Raw genomic sequence first — 18027 nt, forward strand, 5'->3', positions numbered from 1 at the left:
TTCACGCTCACACCAAGGAGACCAAACATGAGAACCATCATTGCATTGACCGCTGCAGTCGGTATCGCCTTTTCCGGCGGGGCGTTCGCGCAGAGCCCGATCGTCATCAAGTTCGCACACGTCGCAGCCGCCGACACGCCCAAGGGGCGCGCAGCCGAGCACTTCAAGAAGGTGGCCGAGGAGCGCACGAAGGGCCGCGTGAAGGTCGAGATCTACGCGAACAGCACCTTGTACAAGGACAAGGAGGAGCTCGAAGCGCTGCAGATGGGGTCTGTGCATATGTTGGCGCCGGTTGCGGGCAAGTTCGGGCCTGCGGGCGTGAAGGAGTTCGAGGTCTTCGATCTCCCGTACATCTTCCCGAATGACGCCGCGCTGCACCGTATCACCCAGGGGCCGATCGGGGCGTCACTGCTGAAGAAGCTCGAACCGCGCGGCTTCGTCGGGCTTTCGTACTGGGATGCCGGGTTCCGCGTCCTGAGCTCGAACAAGCCGATCCGCACGCCTGACCAGGCCAAGGGGCAGAAGATCCGCATCAACTCGTCGAAGGTGAATCAGTCGATCATGAAGTCGATCGGCGCGTTGCCGCAGACGATGGCGTTCTCCGAGGTCTACCAGGCGCTGCAGACGGGAGTGGTCGACGGCGCCGACGGCAACCTCTCCAATCTCTACACGCAGAAGCAGTACGAGGTGCAGAAGCACCTGACGCTGACCAATCATACTTACAGCGGTTACGTGGTCGTCGCCAACAAACCCTTCTGGGACAAGCTGCCTGCGGATATCCGCACGGAACTCGAAGCTGCAGTCAAGGATGCGACGGAGTTCAATCGCAAGGTCGCCGTCGAGGACGATGCGAAGTCTCTGGCCGCGATCAAGGCCTCCGGCAAGACGGAAGTCCATACGCCCTCCCCGCAGGAGAAGGACGCATGGATGAAGGCCATGATGCCCGTTCAGGAAGAGATGGCCCCCCGTGTCGGGCGTGAGTTGATCGACGCGATCCGCAAGGAAACCGCGACGGTCGCACAGAACTAAGCATCCCCCCACGGCAGGCCGGACGCGATCGTCCGTCTGCCGCTCCCCCTAACTCCGCAAGGAGACCCCCATGAAATTCCTCGATGCTCTGGAGGAATGGCTCGTCACGCTCCTGATTGGCGGCGCGACGGTCATTACCTTCGCCGCAGTGGTCCATCGCTACGGCGCCGGACTCCCGATTCCCGTCGTGCAGGACTGGCTCATCTCGATCAACATGAGCTGGGCACAGGAACTCACGATCATCATGTTTGTGTGGATGGCCAAGTTCGGCGCCGCCTACGGCGTGCGCACCGGCATCCACGTCGGCGTCGATGTGCTGATCAACCGCCTGCCCGATCGCACGCGCGCCAAGTTCGTCATCTTCGGCCTGCTCGCAGGCGCGTTCTTCACCGGCATCATCGCGACGCTAGGCGGCCATTTCGTGTGGGAGAACGGTGCCCACTACGCGATCTTCAGCACGCTCGGCCTCGATACGGGCGAAGCGCTGGAGGGGCCGACGACGGTCGACCTCGAGTGGCCGACCTGGGTCGTCTATTCCGCGATCCCGCTCGGCAGTGCCCTGATGTGTTTCCGCTTCCTGCAGGTATGCCGGTCCTTCATCCGCACCGGCGAGCTGCCGCATCACGACCACGGCCATGTCGAAGGCATGGACGAGGAGGTCGACGTCGGGCTCGACATGCCCGATCCGAGCGACGTGTATCCGCGCGACCTCGGCAAGAAAATCCATGACAAAACCGGGGGTGTGCGATGAGCGCCGCTGTCATCTTCGTGCTGCTGCTGGTCCTGATGATCAGCGGCATGCCGATCTCGATCTCGCTCGGCCTGACGGTCCTGAGCTTCCTGTTCTTCATGACCCAGGTGCCGATCGAGAGTGTCGCCCTCAAGCTCTTCACCGGCATCGAGAAGTTCGAAATCATGGCGGTGCCGTTCTTCATCCTTGCGGGCAACTTCCTGACGCATGGCGGCGTAGCGAAACGGATGATCGCGTTTGCGACCTCGATGGTCGGGCATCTTCCCGGTGGTCTCGGGTTGAGCGCAGTGGTCGCGTGTTCGCTGTTCGCCGCAGTGTCGGGTTCGAGTCCGGCGACGGTCGTGGCAATCGGTTCGATCCTGCTGCCGGCGATGGTCAAGGCGGGCTACCCGAACAAATTCGGCGCGGGTGTGGTTGCCTCCGCCGGCGGCTTGGGCATCCTGATTCCTCCGTCGATCGCGATGGTGATGTACGCCGTGTCGACCAACAGTTCGATCGGCGCACTGTTCATGGCGGGGGTCATCCCGGGCCTTGTGCTTGCCGCGATGCTGATGCTCACGACCTGGTGGATTGCGCGCAAGAACAACTATCCGCGCGCCGCACGAGCCACCTGGGCCCAGCGCGCCAAGGCTTTCCGCGAGTCGATCTGGGGTTTGCTGCTGATCATCGTCGTCATGGGCGGGATCTACACCGGCATCTTCACCGCGACCGAGGCAGCGGCGATGAGTGCGGTCTATGCGTTCGTGATCGCCACCTTCGTCTATAAGGATCTGCGCCTGTCCGATCTCAAGCAGGTGTTGATCTCGTCGGCGAACCTCTCGGCGATGCTGCTCTACATCATCACCAACGCCGTGATGTTCTCCTTCCTGCTCACCAACGAGCAGATCCCGCAGGCGATGTCCGAATGGATCGTCGCGAGCGGGCTGGGAGTGATCGGCTTCCTGCTGATGGCGAACATCATCCTGCTGATCGCGGGCAACTTCATGGAACCGGCGTCGATCATCCTGATTTTCGCGCCGATCCTGTTCCCCATCGCGATGAGCCTCGGCATCGATCCGGTGCATTTCGGAATCATGATCACGGTGAACATGGAGATCGGGATGATCACGCCCCCGGTCGGCCTGAACCTCTACGTCGCGAGCGGCATCAGCAAGCTCGGCCTGACGGACATGAGCAAGGCCGTCGGCCCCTGGCTGCTGACGATGCTGGTGTTCCTCGCGATCGTCACCTACTGGCCGCCGCTCACGCTGTGGCTGCCCAAGACCCTCGGAATGATGTGACGCGCGTCCCGGCGCCCCCCGCCCGGGCGCCGGGCCAGCGACTGAGCCTCGTCATACCCCACGGAGAACCCGACATGAACCTCAAAGAATGGATCGGCCGCGCGGAGGAAGTCTCCGACATCGCGACGGCGACCCCGTATGCCGCGCTGTCTGCGACCTTCGACCGCGAGCCGGCGCGTCCACAAGCCGGCACCGCCCTGCCCGCGCTGTGGCACTGGCTGTACTTCCTGCCGCTGCACAAGCAATCGGAAATCGGCCCCGACGGGCACGCCAAGCGCGGCGGCTTCCTGCCGCCCGTGCCGCTGCCGCGTCGCATGTGGGCCGGCAGCCAGTTCGAGTTCCACAAGCCGCTGCGCATCGGCGATGCGATGACGCGCACCTCGACGATCCACGACGTCACCGAGAAGACCGGCCGCACCGGTCCGCTGGTGTTCGTGAAGGTGCGCCACGAGATCCGCCGCGAGGGGGAATCGGACGTCGCCCTGACCGAATTCCACGACATCGTCTATCGCGAGGCGCCGAAGCCGGACGATGTTGCCCCGCCGCCGAAGGCCGCCCCCGCGAGCTCGACCTGGGAGAAGAAGTGGGTGCCGGACGACGTGCTGCTGTTCCGCTACTCGGCGCTGACCTTCAACGGGCATCGCATCCATTACGACCGCAAGTACGTGACCGAGGTCGAGGGCTATCCGGGTCTTATCGTCCATGGCCCGATGATCGCCACGCTGCTGCTGGACCTGCTGCGCCACCAGATGCCCGACGCCGAGGTCGTCCGGTACGAGTTCCGCGCGATCCGCCCGGTGTTCGACATCAACCACTTCTTCGTCTGCGGCGAGCCGCAGGCGGACGGCAAGACGATTCGCCTGTGGGCGAAGGACCACGAAGGCTGGCTGGCGATGGAAGCCACCGCGGTGATCAAGTGAGGAGCGCGCGATGAGACCCCTGGAAGGCATTACCGTCATCACGCTCGAACACGCGATCGCCGCGCCGTTCGCGACACGTCAGCTCGCCGATCTCGGCGCGCGGGTGATCAAGGTCGAGCGCCCCGGCGTCGGCGACTTCGCCCGCGGCTACGACGAGCGCGTGCGCGGGCTGGCGTCGCACTTCGTGTGGACCAACCGCTCGAAGGAAAGCCTGACGCTGGACGTCAAGCATCCCGAGGCGCAGGCGATCCTCAAGCGCCTGATCGTCGAGGAGGCCGACATCGTCGTGCAGAACCTCGCGCCCGGTGCCGCCGCGCGCCTGGGCTTGTCGTACCGCGAGCTGTCTGCGCTCAAGCCGGAGATCATCGTTTGCGACATCTCGGGTTACGGCAGTGACGGCCCCTATCGCGACAAGAAGGCCTACGACCTGCTGATCCAGAGCGAGTCGGGTTTCCTGTCGGTGACCGGCACGGAGGCCGAACCGTCCAAGGCGGGGCCGTCGATCGCCGACATCTCGGCCGGCATGTACGCCTACAGCAACATCCTCGCGGCGTTGCTGCAGCGGCAGAAGACCGGCCGCGGTCAGCACCTCGACATCTCGATGCTGGAGAGCCTCGTCGAGTGGATGAACTATCCGCTCTACTACGCGTTCGACGGCGCCTCGCCGCCGCGCCGCACCGGCGCCTCGCACGCGACGATCTATCCCTACGGGCCGTTTCCGGCCGGCGACGGCAAGGTCGTCATGCTCGGTCTGCAGAACGAACGCGAATGGGGAGCCTTCTGCGAGAAGGTGCTGTTGCAGCCCGGGCTCGCACGCGAGGAGCGGTTCTCCTCCAACTCGCGGCGCAGCGCCGCGCGCGACGAGCTGCGCGCGATCATCCTCGACGCTTTTAGCGCACTGACCGCCGAGCAGGTCATCGCGCGCCTGGAAGAGGCCCAGATCGCCAACGCCCACGTAAACGACATGCACGCGGTGTGGGACCACCCGCAGCTCAAGGCGCGCGGGCGCTGGCGTGAGGTCGGCACCGCCGCCGGTGTCGTGCCGGCCTTGCTCCCCCCCGGGTCATGGGAAGAGGGCGAGCCGCGCATGGACCCCGTGCCCGCGCTCGGCGAGCACAGCGCGGCGATCCTCGCGGGACTCGGGTACGAAGCCGAACGCATCGCGGCGCTGCGCCGCGACGGCGTGATCTGAGCGGCGGGAGTTCGAGCCATGCAGATGCCGATCACCTACCTCTTCGTGCCGGGCAACCGGCCCGAGCGTTTCGACAAGGCGCTGGCTGCCGGAGCCGGGGCAATCGTCCTCGACCTGGAGGATGCCGTCGCCGCCGCCGAGAAATCCCTCGCACGGGATGCGATCGCGGACTGGTTTCCCGGCCACGCGGACGATGCCTCACGCATCGTCGTGCGCATCAACGACGCCCAGTCGCCCTGCTTCGCGGACGATCTCACGCTACTCAAGGCCATCGGGATCCGTCAGGTCATCCTGCCGAAGACCGAATGGCGCGAGCAGGTCCGTCAGGTCGTCGACGCCACGTCGCCGACGGTCGCGGTGTTGCCGCTGATCGAGACGGCGCGCGGCGTGCGCAACGTGGACGACATCGCGGCGAGCGAGGGCGTGCTGCGGCTCGCGTTCGGCACGCTGGATTATGCGGTCGACCTCGATCTGTCGGGCGACGAGGCCGGCCTCGCCTACGCGGCGGCCCGGATCGCGATCGCATCGCGCTGCGCCGAGCTCGCCTCCCCGGTCGCCGGCGTGACGCCCGCCATCGACGACGAGATCCGCATCCGTGCGGATTTCGCGTCCGCGCGCGCCTTCGGTTTCGGCGCGAAGCTGTGCATTCACCCCAGGCAGGTTGCCCTCATCCACGAAGCCTGCCGCCCGACCGCCGAGGAGCTGGCGTGGGCCGAGCGCGTGCTCGCTGCGGCGCAGAACTCCGAGGGCGCCGTGCAGCTCGACGGCCGCATGATCGATCGTCCGGTGGTGCTCAGGGCGCAGGCGATCGTGGCGCGCAGCCGCTCCAGCCACGGCTAGCCGGACGCCCCCAATCCAGCATTCCCACCTTTCAAGCATTCAGGAGAACGTGCCATGGGCGCGACCATCATCGATTCAAGCATCTTCGGCAACATCTTCAGCACCGACGCAATGCGTCAGGTCTGGTCCGACCGCAACCGCACCGCCAAATACGTGGAGATCGAGCGCGCACTCGCCGTCGTGCAGGGGCGGCTCGGCATCATTCCGCAGGAAGCCGCCGACGAGATCGTCAAGAACTGCGACATCGACAAGATCGACATGGACAAGCTGCGCGCGGCGACCGAGCGCATCGGCTACCCGGTACTCGGCGTCGTCTCGCAACTCAACGCGCTGTGCCGCGACAAGCTTGGCGAGTACTGCCACTGGGGCGCCACGACGCAGGACATCACCGATACGGCGACCGTGCTGCAGATCCGCGAGGCGCTCGATCTCGTCGACGCCGACCTGCAAGCGATTTCAGCGGCCCTCGTGGAAATCTCGCGCCGCCATCGCGACACGCCGGTGATCGGCCGCAGCAACCTGCAGCAGGCCATTCCGGTGACCTTCGGCTTCAAGACTGCCGCGATCCTGGCAGGCATCGAGCGCCACCGCGAGCGCCTCACGCAGCTCAAGCCGCGCGTGCTGATGGGCGAATTCGGCGGCGCCTGCGGCACGCTCGCGTCGATCGAGCGGGGCGCGATGGAGACCCAGGCCGGCCTGATGGAGGAACTCGGTCTCGCCCAGCCGGACATCGCCTGGCACACGGTGCGCGACACGATCGCCGAGGTCGGCGCCTTCCTGGGCCTGGTCGGCGGCTCGCTCGGCAAGATCGCGATGGACGTCAAGCTGATGATGCAGCACGAGGTGGCCGAGGTGTTCGAACCCTTCCACCCGGGCCGCGGTTCGAGCAGCACGATGCCGCAGAAGCGCAACCCGATCTCGAGCTGCTACATCCACGCCGCCGTGTCGGTCGTGCGCCAGCACGCCGCGGCGCTGATGGACGCGATGATCGCCGACCACGAGCGCTCGACCGGCCCGTGGGAGATCGAATGGATCGCGCTGCCCGAGGCCTTCTGCCTGCTTGCCGGCGCATTGAAGCAGACGCGCTTCGTGCTCGAGGGGCTCGAGGTCGACGCAGGGAAGATGCGCGCGAACATCGACATCACCAACGGACTCGTGATGTCCGAAGCGGTCATGATGGGCCTTGGCCCCTACATCGGCCGCGAATACGCCCACGATCTGGTGTACGACCTGTGCCGCGAGGCGATCCGCACGAACCAGCCGCTGCTCGACATCCTTGCCGAGCACCCCGAGATCAATGTCCACCTCAACCGTGCCGCGCTCGCGCGCCTGTGCGACCCGGCGAACTACCTCGGGCAGGCCGGCGTGATGGTCGACAAGGTGCTGCAGCGTGCAGCGGGGGCAGTGCAATGAGCGACGCGACGCGGACAAGGTCATTGCCGGAAAGCAAGTCACAACCGTTCCGCGGGAGGGAGTCTCTCGCCCGCGAGTCGGCCCCGGTCATCAAGCGTACGCCGGACAGATGTGAGGAATCCGACGAACTCGCAGCCGTGGCAGTGCTGAGCACGAACTAGCACGGCGTGACACGCGTCGCGGAGAGAAGTCGCCAAGGGAGGACTACAGCATGGAACTCAGACAGCTGCGCTATCTGGTGCGCACGATCGAGCTCGGCAGCATCAGCCAGGCTGCGCTCGATCTCGGGATCGCTCAATCCGCGGTGAGCCTGCAGATTCAGCGCCTTGAAGGCGAACTCGCGACACGGCTGTTGCAGCGTACCGCGACCGGGGTGATGCCGACCGATGCCGGCATCGCCTTCCTCGCCCATGCGCAGCTCGCCTTGCGCCATGCCAAGGAGGCGGCGACGGCCGCGCAGCAATCGCGCCTGTCGGGCATCGTCAGTATCGGCCTTGCGCCATCGACCTCCGGGGTGCTCGGCTTCCCTCTGATCGAGGCGATGCGCGAGCACTATCCGGACATCCGCATTCACCTCGTCGAGGGCATGTCCGGTCACCTTGGCCAGATGTTGAACGGCCGCGAGCTCGATCTCGCCGTCCTCTTCGACACCGGACCTGCGAGCCGCTGCAGTGTGCAGCCCCTGCTGGAAGAGCGTCTGTTCTTCATCTGCGGTGCCAACGCACGCCCCTCGGCCTTGCCGACGCGCCTCGCGGACATCGTCGACGTCCCGCTTGTGCTGCCGACTCCGCGCCACGGTCTGCGCCGGGTCATCGACGCCGCGTTCACGGCGCTCGGCGTGCGCCCCGCAGTCATCGCCGAAGTCGATTCGCTCTATGTGCTGATGGACATGGTGGCGCGCGGCATGGCGGCAACGCTGCAGCCCTGGGCAGCGCTCGCGCGCCAGTCCGATGCAATGTCGCGCCTGGGCTGGAGCGAGATCACGGACGACGGGACGTCCCGGCGGAATCTCCTGTGCAGTCTCTCCGACGACGAGCTGTCGCCGGCCGCGCTGGCGACGCGCGGCATGGTGACCCGCGTCGTGAATCAGCTCATCGACGAGGGGCGCTGGCGCGGCGTCACGACCAGCCATCTCGATTCGAGATGAGGCGATATCGGAGCGGCTTAGGGCAAGCGGTACGCCAGACACGATAGTGGAGCTGTCGACGTGCGGAGTCCGCAGGTTGCGGTGAGCGCACGACGAGGAACCAGCCCCGAATGGAGTTCAGGACATGAAACAAGATACCTCGAGCACCCCCGACGTGCTCGTCATCGGCGGTGGCAATGCGGCCTTGTGTGCAGCGCTGACCGCCCGCGAGGCGGGCGCTTCCGTGCTGCTGCTGGAGGCCGCACCGCGCGAATGGCGTGGCGGCAACTCCAGCCACACGCGCAACCTGCGGTGCATGCACGACGCCCCGCAGGACGTCCTCACCGACGCCTATCCCGAGGAAGAGTTCTGGCAGGACCTCAAGAAGGTGACCGGTGGTCGCACCAACGAGCAACTCGCGCGGCTGGCGATCCGCGAGTCCTCGCGCTGCCGTGACTGGATGCGCAAACACGGCGTGCATTTCCAGCCCTCGCTGTCGGGCACGCTGCATCTCTCGCGCACCAATGCCTTTTTCATGGGGGGCGGAAAGGCGCTGGTGAACGCCTATTACCGCAGCGCCGAAGCGCTCGGCGTGCAGATCCGCTACGAGGCGCCGGTGGATCGCCTGGAAGTGGTCGATGGCCAGTTCCGTGCCGCCTGGATCGGGCAGGAGCGCATCGCGGCACGTGCCTGCGTGCTCGCGTCCGGCGGCTTCGAATCCAATCGCGAATGGCTGCGCGAAGCCTGGGGTCAGAACGCCGACGGCGAGTGGCCGGCGGACAATTTCGCGATCCGCGGCACGCGCTTCAATCGTGGCGTGCTGCTGAAAGCGATGATGGAGGCCGGCGCGGACACGATCGGCGATCCCTCGCAATCGCACTGCGTCGCGGTCGACGCGCGTGCGCCGCTCTACGACGGCGGGATCTGCACGCGCATCGACTGCGTCTCCCTCGGCATCGTCGTCAACAAGCATGCGCAGCGCTTCTACGACGAAGGCGAGGATTTCTGGCCCAAGCGCTACGCGATCTGGGGCCGGCTCGTTGCCCAGCAGCCCGGCCAGGTCGGCTTTTCGGTCATCGACTCGAAAGCCGTCGGACGCTTCATGCCCCCTGTGTTCCCCGGTGCGAAGGCGGACACGCTCGAAGGTCTCGCTCGCCAGCTCGGTCTCGACGAGCAGGCTTTCGTGCGCACGGTGCGCGACTACAACGCCGCCTGCCGCGTCGGCACCTTCGACCACACGGTGCTCGACGACTGCCATACGGAAGGCGTGACGCCGGCCAAGACCCACTGGGCCTTGCCGCTCGATACCGCTCCCTTCTACGGCTACGCACTCAAGCCCGGCATCACCTTCACCTACCTCGGCCTCAAGGTCGATGAACGGGCGGCCGTCCACTTCAAGGGTGAGCCCAGCCGCAATCTCTTCGTCGCCGGCGAAATGATGGCCGGAAACGTACTCGGGCAGGGCTACACCGCCGGCGTCGGCATGACGATCGGCACGGTATTCGGTCGTATCGCGGGCGCCTCGGCCGCCGCGGCGACCAGGAAGGAAGGAGTCGAACATGCAGCAGCTTGAAGCCCTGCTCCGCGAAGCGAGCGATCTCGCCGAGGGCGTCATCGCGCCCAGCGCCGCGGAAGCCGAAGTCGAACGCGTGATGAAGATCTGCAACGCCTGCCGCTACTGCGAAGGCTTTTGTGCGGTTTTCCCGGCGATGACACGCCGGCTCGAATTCGCTCAGGCCGACATCCATTACCTCGCGAATCTCTGCCACAACTGCGGTGCATGCCTCCACGCGTGCCAGTACGCGCCGCCGCACGAATTCGCGGTCAACATCCCGCAGGCGATGGCCAAGGTACGCGGCCAGACCTACTCGGACTTCGCGTGGCCGAGCAGTCTCGGCACGCTCTACCGCAACAATGGCTTGACCGTCGCGCTGGCGCTTGCGGCCGGCCTCGCGCTCTTCCTGATGATGGCACTGGCGAAGAATGGCACGTTGTTCCATGCCCCGCTCGCCGGCGATTTCTACGCGATCTTCCCGCACAACCTGCTGGTGTCGATGTTCGGGCCGGTGTTCCTGTTCGTCGCGGTCGCGCTGGGGCTGGGCGTGGCGAAATTCTGGCGCGGCATCTCGGCGGGAGACCCCAATGCCGCGGCGATCGCGGAGACGGCGCATGACGTGCTCAAGCTCAAGTACCTCGACGGCGGCCACGGGCAAGGCTGCCCGAACGCGGACGACGCCAGCACCCTCGCCCGCCGCCGCTTCCACCACCTGACCTTCTACGGCTTCATGCTGTGCTTTGCGGCGACGAGTGTGGCGACGATCTACCACTACGTCTTCGGCTGGGCGGCACCGTACGCGCTGACGAGTCTGCCCGTCGTGCTCGGCACCCTGGGCGGGATCGGCTTGCTCATCGGTCCGGCAGGCCTGCTGTGGCTGAACGTGCGGCGCCATGCGCAACACGGGGACGCGGCGCAAAAACCGATGGACCGCGGCTTCATCGCGCTGCTGCTGCTCACCAGCGCCACGGGCCTCGCGCTCCTCGCGGGACGCGACACTGCGGCGATGGCACTCCTCCTTGCCGCACATCTCGGCGCGGTGATGGCGCTGTTCCTGACGATGCCCTACGGCAAGTTCGCGCACGGCATCTTTCGTACCGCCGCACTGCTGAAATGGGCCATCGAGAAGCGCGCGCCCAATCCGGTCGGCGTCGGCAGCGAGTGACGCCGGAGCAACATGATGAGAGTGACGGTACTCGACGACTATCAGGGCCTGGTCCCGCGCCTCGCGGCGACGAAGGAGCTCTCGGGTCTCCCGGTAAGCCTGCAGGCGCTCACGGAACGCCTCGCCGACGAGGACGCGCTGATCGCCGCGCTGCAGGATACCGACTGCCTGGTGCTGATTCGCGAGCGCACGCAGATCACCGCTCGTGTCGTCGAAGCCCTGCCGCGGCTGAAACTGATCGTCCAGACCGGACGGCTTTCCGGCTGCATCGATCTCGAGGCCTGCAAGCGGCGGTGCGTCGAAGTCCGCGACGGCGGCGGCAATCCGATCGCCCCGGCCGAGCTGACCTGGGCGTTGATCCTCGCTGCGTCGCGGCGCTTGCTGCCCTACGCGACCCGGCTGTCGCAGGGGCAGTGGCAGCGGAGCCGCGAGCACATCGAGGATGAACAGCTCGGACGAGCCGTGCACGGTCGAACGCTCGGCGTCTGGTCGCTCGGCAAGATCGGCGCTCGCGTCGCGGCCATCGGACGGGCCTTCGGGATGCGCATCGTCGTGCATGGGCGCGAGCAGTCACGGGAAGCGGCAGCGAGTGCAGGATACGAGTTCATCGCCGACCGCAGCGAGTTCCTGGCGCAACTCGACGTCCTGACCCTGCATCTGCGGCTCTGCCCCGACACGCGCCACATGATCGATGCCGACGATCTTGCGTGCATGCGTCCGGATGCCTTACTGGTTAACACCAGCCGTGCCGAACTTCTCGCGCCGGGCGCCCTGCTCGACGCGCTCGCCCGTGGCCGACCGGGCGCCGCAGCGCTCGACGTTTTCGAGGGCGAGCCGGATGGCGCGGCACCTTACCTGAACCACCCCGCAATCCTGTGCACCCCGCATCTGGGCTTCGTCGATCAGGATACCTACGAGGCCTACTTTCGCGAGGCATTCGCCCATGTACGGCGATTCGTGGCCGGGGAACAGGCGGCATCCGGCCAGGGAACCGCGCGGTCCTAATAATGCCGTTATCGCACAAATCGTAGCGATTATTGCATTTCATGTTTTTCCGTCGTGCGCCCAGAATCGCGCCATCGTTCAGACGGAGGAACACCACCATGATGCTGACCATCCCTTGCACGCTGATGCGTGGAGGCACGTCGAAGGGGCCGTATTTCCACGCCGCGGATCTTCCCGCCGATCCCGCCGAGCGCGATCGGGTATTGCTCGCGGCGATGGGTTCGCCCCATGCACGTCAGATCGACGGCATCGGCGGCGGCGACACGCTCACGAGCAAGGTGGTCATCGTGAGCCCCGCGTCCCGGGCCGACATCGACATCGAGTACCTCTTTGCCCAGGTGTCGGTGGAAACGGCCACGGTCGACACGACACCGAACTGCGGCAACATGCTCGCCGGCGTCGGCCCCTTCGCAATCGAGAACGGATTGGTCTCCGCAACCGACCCCGTCACGACCCTGCGCATCCTCAACGTGAACACCGGCAAGATCGTCGAGGCCGTAATCCAGACTCCTGGCGGCAAGGTGAGCTACGACGGACTCGCACGAATCGACGGCGTCCCCGGCAGTGGCGCGCCGATCCAGTTGAATTTCCGTGATGCCGCCGGTGCCAAGACCGGACGCCTGCTGCCGACCGGGCGTGTGGTCGATGTCGTCGATGGCGTGGGCGTGTCCTGCATCGACTTCTCGACGCCGCTGATCTTCGTCCCGGCCGAAGCGATGGGCAAGACCGGCCACGAGACGAAGGGCGAACTCGATGCCGACCGGAAACTGAAGATTCGACTCGAGTCCATCCGGCTGCAGGTTGCGCTGCTGGCAGGACTCGGCGACGTGCGCGACAAGGTCTTGCCGAAGATCGCGCTGGTTGCGTCGCCGCAGGGCCGAGGCGTGATCGCCTCGCGCTATTTCACCCCGTGGAACTGCCATTCGGCCTATGCCGTGACCGGCGCGCTGTGCCTCGCGGCCGCGAGCATCATTCCCGGCTCCGTGGTGCAAGGTCTCGCCCTGCCGAAGTCTGACGACCCGTACCTCGTGAGCATCGAGCAGCCTGCCGGAACGCTGGACATCCGCCTCGACGTCGCGGCGCAGGGGGCCGACGGCATTCCGCTCATCCAGTCCGCAGGCCTGATCCGGACGGCCCGCCCACTGTTTCGGGGAGCCGTTCACGTTCCTCTGTGCGAACCCGGCCAAGCCGCATAAGCGCAACGGTCCCGAAATAGCCAAGCGCGCGTCGTCGGAAGCCTGGAGGCTGCCGTCGGCACGCGCCGGTCTAGTGATGCTAATCACGCATGAATCAATTGCAGTTTTGCATTTCACGCAATTAAGTACGGTCCCCATACTTCGCCTGCACTCGACAGTCTCGGAAGAAATCCACTGCGGCTGCAAGAGCTGATGACGACCCTGGCCGAAGTCCGGGGCGACGGCGAGAAGACGAATCCAACCAAGGAGGAAGGCATGAAGAAGATCAATGCGGGCGTCCTACCCCTGCTCGTGGCCGGGCTGTTTGCACCGGCAATCTGCGTGGCGGCCGAAGAGGACGGGCACAAGCTGGAACTGAAAGTGCGCGGCGTGCATTTCGACCGCGAGTTCGAGACATCCTCGAGGGATCGCACCCAGACCGGGCTCGGCTTGCAGCTCAACTACGAGTCGCCGTACTTCGGCGACATCGTTGGATTCGGCGTGTCGGGCTACAGTGTCACCAAGCTCGATGCGACCGGCTTTGTCACAACGGACGTGCTCTCCGCCGACAACAACGGAGAGCTGCACGACTCCTTCGGCAAGGTCGCCCAAGCATTCGTCAAACTGAAGTACCAGGACAAGGCCCAGCTCAAGATCGGCCGGCAACTCTATGACAGCCTGCTCCTGATCAGCTCGACGAGCCGTGCGGTGCCCAACACCTACTCCGGTGCGAGCGGCCAGCTGACGCTCATCCCGGGGCTCACGCTCTACGGCGCGATGTTCGACGAATGGTCACGGCGCGGCGAAGCGCATTTCGAGAAATTCGCGACCGATCGTTCCGACGAGGGCGACATCGACTACGTCGCCGCCGCAGGCGCACGCTATGCGAAGGGACCCTACGAAATCAACCTCGAGTACCTGAATTCGAAGGACTTCCTGACCAAGGTCGGTCTCATGGGAGCTTATACATTCAGTCTGGCGGACAAGGACAAGCTGAAGCTGAGTGCCGGTCTGCATACCTCGCGAGATGCGGGCAAGCTGTTCGTCACGGCCGCCGAGGGGGCGGAACTGGACGACGAGGACGTCCCCGGCTCGCGTGCCGGCGTGACCCGCAGCGACAACGACGGGCGCGGCGTCTATCTGGATGCGGAGTGGACGGCCGGAAACGTCATGCTCGGGGCTGCGGTAGCGAAGTTCGATGGCGCGTGGATCGAGGACAATTTCACCGGCGACCACGGCATGAACCCCTTTCCCACGGGCGGCGTGCTGGCGGACATGACCAACAACGACGAGACGGTCTGGATGGCCCGCGCGGGCTACGATTGGAAAGACTACGTCAAGGGACTCAAGACAACGGTCAAGTACAAGCAGGGCACGGGAGCCAGGAACAGTCACGTTTCGTCGCTGGGCAAGGCGGACGAAAGTGAACTGGAAGTCGATGTGCGCTACCAGATCCCGCTACTCAAGGGCCTGAACCTACGATACCGATACCTTGAATACAAGTCCGACAAGACGGGTCGAGTGGATGGCGTCCTGCAGGACAACACCGACCATCGCGTGTACCTCGATTACACGTATCGCTTCTTCTGACGCCAAGAGGGGTACAGCGCATGGTCGCGCGCGGCATCCGGATGCCGCGCGAAATGATGCCCCGAGGCGCCTTGCCCGCGATCAGCCGCCCCCGCGGCGGCCGGCCGCGGCCGGGGACGCCACCCCCGCCTCATACCACCCCTTGCTCGCATTGACCACGCGCACCACGAGCAGCATCACCGGCACCTCGATCAGCACGCCGACCACGGTCGCCAGCGCCGCGCCCGACTCGAAGCCGAACAGGCTGATCGCCGCCGCCACCGCCAACTCGAAGAAGTTCGACGCCCCGATCAGTGCCGAGGGGCAGGCGACACTGTGCTTCTCGCCTACCATGCGGTTCAGCAGGTAGGCGAGCGTCGAGTTGAAGAACACCTGGATCAGGATGGGCACCGCGAGCAGCGCGATCACCAGCGGCTGCGCGAGGATGGCCTCGCCCTGGAAGGCGAAGAGCAGCACCAGCGTCACCAGCAGCGCACTGATCGACCACGGGCCGATGCGCTCCATCGTGGCGTCGAACACCGCCTGCCCGCGCGCGAGCAGTGCCTTGCGTGCAACCTGCGCGAGCGCGACCGGAATCACGATGTAGAGCACCACCGACGTGAACAGCGTGTCCCACGGCACCGTGATCGCCGAAATGCCCAGCAGCACGCCGACGATGGGGGCAAACGCGACCACCATGATCGCGTCGTTGAGCGCGACCTGCGACAGCGTGAAGATCGGGTCGCCGTTGGTCAGCCGGCTCCACACGAACACCATCGCCGTGCACGGGGCCGCCGCGAGCAGGATCAGGCCCGCGACGTAGCTGTCGATCTGCTCCGCCGGCAGCCACGGCGCGAACAGGTGACGGATGAAGAACCATCCCAGCAGCGCCATCGAGAACGGTTTCACGAGCCAGTTCACGATTAGCGTCACGCCGATGCCGCGCGCGTGGCCGCGGATCTCGTGCAGCGCACCGAAATCGACCTTCATCAGCATCGGGATGATCATCACCCAGATCAGCACGCCGACCGGCAGGTTCACCTGCGCGACCTCCATGCGACCGATGGCCTGGAACAGCGCAGGCGCCATCTGGCCGAAGGCGATTCCGGCGACGATGCACAGGAACACCCACACCGTGAGATAGCGCTCGAAGACGCTCATCGGGGCAGCCGCCGCATGCTTGGCGGTAATTTCACATTGAACGGACATGTTTCACGTCTTCCTTCAGTTCTTTCCTGCGGCCAGCGCATGCAGCCGCGCTACGCCGACCGGCTCCTCGGCCTGCACCGGCACCAGCGTGACCCGCTTGGCGTGGTGTTCGCGCACGGCCTCGATCTGCGGCCACTCCTGCTCGGCGCGACAACGCAACACCGGCGCGTCGGTGCGTGCGGCGGCGAGGCTGTTGTTGATGATCCACGCCCACGGCTCGATCCCCGCGCGGCGCAAATCCGCCTGCAGGTTCGCGGCCTCGAGCACCGGCGTGGTCTCGGCGAGCGTCACGACGAGCACCTTGGTCTGCGTCGGATCCTGCAGCTGCATCATCGGCGTCGTGAAGTGCGTGACGCGGCTCTTGTCCATGTGGCGCGCGATTTCCTTGTGATACGCGCCGGTCGCGTCGAGCAGCAGCAAGGTGTGTCCGGTCGGCGCCGTGTCCATGACGACGAACTTCTTCCCGGCTTCGCGGATGATGCGCGAGAAGGCCTGGAAAACGGCGATTTCCTCGGTGCAAGGCGAGCGCAGGTCCTCTTCCAGCATCGCGCGTCCGTGCGCATCCAGGTCCTTGCCGCTCGTCTCCAGTACATGCTGGCGATAGCGTTCCGTCTCCACCTGCGGGTCGATGCGGCTCACGGCGAGATTCCCGAGCGAGCCCTCTAGCGTCTCCGCGAGGTGCGCCGCCGGATCGGAGGTGCTCAGATGCACCGGGAAACCCCGGCGCGCGAGCTCCACCGCGATCGCGGCCGCGAGCGTTGTCTTGCCGACCCCGCCCTTCCCCATCAGCATCACGAGCCCGTGGCCGTCCGCAGCGATGCCGTCGACCAGGCCCGCGAGATTCGGCAACGCGAGCGCGGCCGACGCACGCGCATCGCGCGACACGTCGCAGGACGGCAAACCGCCCGTGCCGAGCAAGGCGCGGAGCGCCCGCAAGCCGACGAGATTGAAGGGCATCAGCGGCACGTAGTCCGTGGGCAGCCCGCGCAGCGGCTCGGGGAGCGCGGCGAGCGCGTCCCGTTCGCGACGCAGCACGGCCGCGGCCAGCCCGTCCGCGCGCGCGGCGGCATCATCGGCAAGCACGCCATTGATGACGAGGAACTGGCGACTGAGCCCGATCGCCGCCAGCTCGGCATGCGTACGGGCCACTTCGCGCAGCGTCGAGACCTGGGCACGTGCGACGAGCACGAGCCGCGTGCGCGTGGCATCCGCAAGCGCCGCAACGGCGGACGAATACTGCTCGCGCTGCTTCTGCAGCCCGGCCAGCGGGCCGAGGCAGGACGCCCCTTCGGTGTTGTTCGCGAGAAATCCCGACCATGCCGCCGGCAGCTGCAGCAAGCGGATCGTATGGCCGGTCGGCGCCGTGTCGAATACGACGTGGTCGAAGCCACTCGTGAGCTGCGTATCGGTCAGCAGTCCGGTGAACTCGTCGAACGCCGCGATCTCGGTGGTGCAAGCGCCAGAAAGCTGCTCCTCGATGCCGCGTACGACCTCATCCGGCAGGATCCCGCGCACCGGACCGACGATGCGGTCGCGATAGGATCGGGCCGCCGCCTGCGGGTCGATTTCCAGCGCGGAAAGCCCCGACACCGCCTCGATCGGCGTCACCCGGTTGCCGATCTCCTGCTCGAACACCTGTGCCACGTTCGAGGCCGGATCGGTGCTCACCAGCAACACCTTGCGGCCGAGTCCGGCGAGATGGATTGCAGTGGCGCAGGCCAGCGAAGTCTTGCCGACCCCACCCTTGCCGGTGAAAAAGAGGTAACGCGGCGGCTGATCGAGGAAGCGCATGTCGGAG

Annotated in this window: 15 protein-coding genes; 13 read left to right on the top strand and 2 right to left on the bottom strand. The window is 66.0% G+C overall.

The genetic code is table 11. The features are described from left to right. Positions 1-27 precede the first annotated feature (27 nt). The 13 genes from U5817_RS16220 (at position 28) to U5817_RS16280 (ending at position 15041) form a co-directional block, all read left to right on the top strand. Entirely contained in the window at positions 28-1029 is a 1002-nt protein-coding gene (locus tag U5817_RS16220; RefSeq protein WP_169126916.1) for a DctP family TRAP transporter solute-binding subunit, read from the top strand. Positions 1030-1099: 70 nt separating this feature from the next. Continuing rightward, positions 1100-1780 carry a TRAP transporter small permease gene (locus U5817_RS16225; protein ID WP_169126917.1) on the top strand — a complete coding sequence of 227 codons (681 nt, stop codon included), beginning with the start codon at positions 1100-1102 and terminating at the stop codon, positions 1778-1780. Continuing rightward, on the top strand, positions 1777-3060 hold the full coding sequence (locus tag U5817_RS16230; protein ID WP_407278059.1) for a TRAP transporter large permease: 1284 nt from the start codon (positions 1777-1779) through the stop codon (positions 3058-3060). Before U5817_RS16225 ends, U5817_RS16230 begins: the two co-directional genes overlap by 4 nt. Positions 3061-3134: 74 nt before the next feature. Continuing rightward, positions 3135-3980, top strand: coding sequence for a MaoC family dehydratase N-terminal domain-containing protein (locus U5817_RS16235; RefSeq protein WP_407278060.1), 846 nt, complete (start codon positions 3135-3137; stop codon positions 3978-3980). 10 nt (positions 3981-3990) lie between these two features. After that, positions 3991-5172: a CaiB/BaiF CoA transferase family protein gene (locus U5817_RS16240; RefSeq protein ID WP_407278061.1), complete on the top strand. Its 1182-nt coding sequence runs from the start codon at positions 3991-3993 to the stop codon at positions 5170-5172. 18 nt (positions 5173-5190) lie between these two features. Then, the gene (locus U5817_RS16245; RefSeq protein WP_407278062.1) at positions 5191-6012 is read left to right on the top strand and encodes an HpcH/HpaI aldolase/citrate lyase family protein; all 822 of its coding nucleotides are present in this window, start codon (positions 5191-5193) and stop codon (positions 6010-6012) included. A 54-nt stretch (positions 6013-6066) separates the two neighbouring features. After that, complete coding sequence (locus U5817_RS16250; RefSeq protein ID WP_407278063.1) at positions 6067-7425, top strand: adenylosuccinate lyase family protein; 1359 nt, start codon at positions 6067-6069, stop codon at positions 7423-7425. A 211-nt stretch (positions 7426-7636) separates the two neighbouring features. Further along, positions 7637-8572 (top strand): LysR substrate-binding domain-containing protein, encoded by a 936-nt coding sequence (locus U5817_RS16255; protein WP_407278064.1) that lies wholly within the window; start codon positions 7637-7639, stop codon positions 8570-8572. A gap of 124 nt (positions 8573-8696) precedes the next feature. Beyond that, positions 8697-10124: an FAD-dependent tricarballylate dehydrogenase TcuA gene (gene tcuA / locus U5817_RS16260; RefSeq protein ID WP_407278065.1), complete on the top strand. Its 1428-nt coding sequence runs from the start codon at positions 8697-8699 to the stop codon at positions 10122-10124. Beyond that, complete coding sequence (tcuB, locus tag U5817_RS16265; RefSeq protein ID WP_407278066.1) at positions 10111-11271, top strand: tricarballylate utilization 4Fe-4S protein TcuB; 1161 nt, start codon at positions 10111-10113, stop codon at positions 11269-11271. Before tcuA ends, tcuB begins: the two co-directional genes overlap by 14 nt. A gap of 12 nt (positions 11272-11283) precedes the next feature. Then, complete coding sequence (locus tag U5817_RS16270; RefSeq protein ID WP_407278067.1) at positions 11284-12276, top strand: D-2-hydroxyacid dehydrogenase family protein; 993 nt, start codon at positions 11284-11286, stop codon at positions 12274-12276. Between the two features lie 98 nt (positions 12277-12374). After that, complete coding sequence (locus U5817_RS16275) at positions 12375-13472, top strand: 4-oxalomesaconate tautomerase (RefSeq protein ID WP_407278068.1); 1098 nt, start codon at positions 12375-12377, stop codon at positions 13470-13472. Positions 13473-13664: 192 nt separating this feature from the next. Beyond that, complete coding sequence (locus U5817_RS16280; protein ID WP_407278069.1) at positions 13665-15041, top strand: OprD family outer membrane porin; 1377 nt, start codon at positions 13665-13667, stop codon at positions 15039-15041. Positions 15042-15122: 81 nt separating this feature from the next. Here U5817_RS16280 and arsB read toward each other — a convergent pair whose 3' ends face one another. After that, the gene (arsB, locus tag U5817_RS16285) at positions 15123-16229 is read right to left on the bottom strand and encodes an ACR3 family arsenite efflux transporter (protein ID WP_407278070.1); all 1107 of its coding nucleotides are present in this window, start codon (positions 16227-16229) and stop codon (positions 15123-15125) included. A 15-nt stretch (positions 16230-16244) separates the two neighbouring features. Further along, positions 16245-18020 carry an arsenical pump-driving ATPase gene (gene arsA / locus U5817_RS16290; protein WP_169126944.1) on the bottom strand — a complete coding sequence of 592 codons (1776 nt, stop codon included), beginning with the start codon at positions 18018-18020 and terminating at the stop codon, positions 16245-16247. Positions 18021-18027 lie beyond the last annotated feature (7 nt).

Source organism: Aromatoleum evansii, from assembly GCF_045689615.1.
GTDB classification, from domain to species: domain Bacteria; phylum Pseudomonadota; class Gammaproteobacteria; order Burkholderiales; family Rhodocyclaceae; genus Aromatoleum; species Aromatoleum evansii.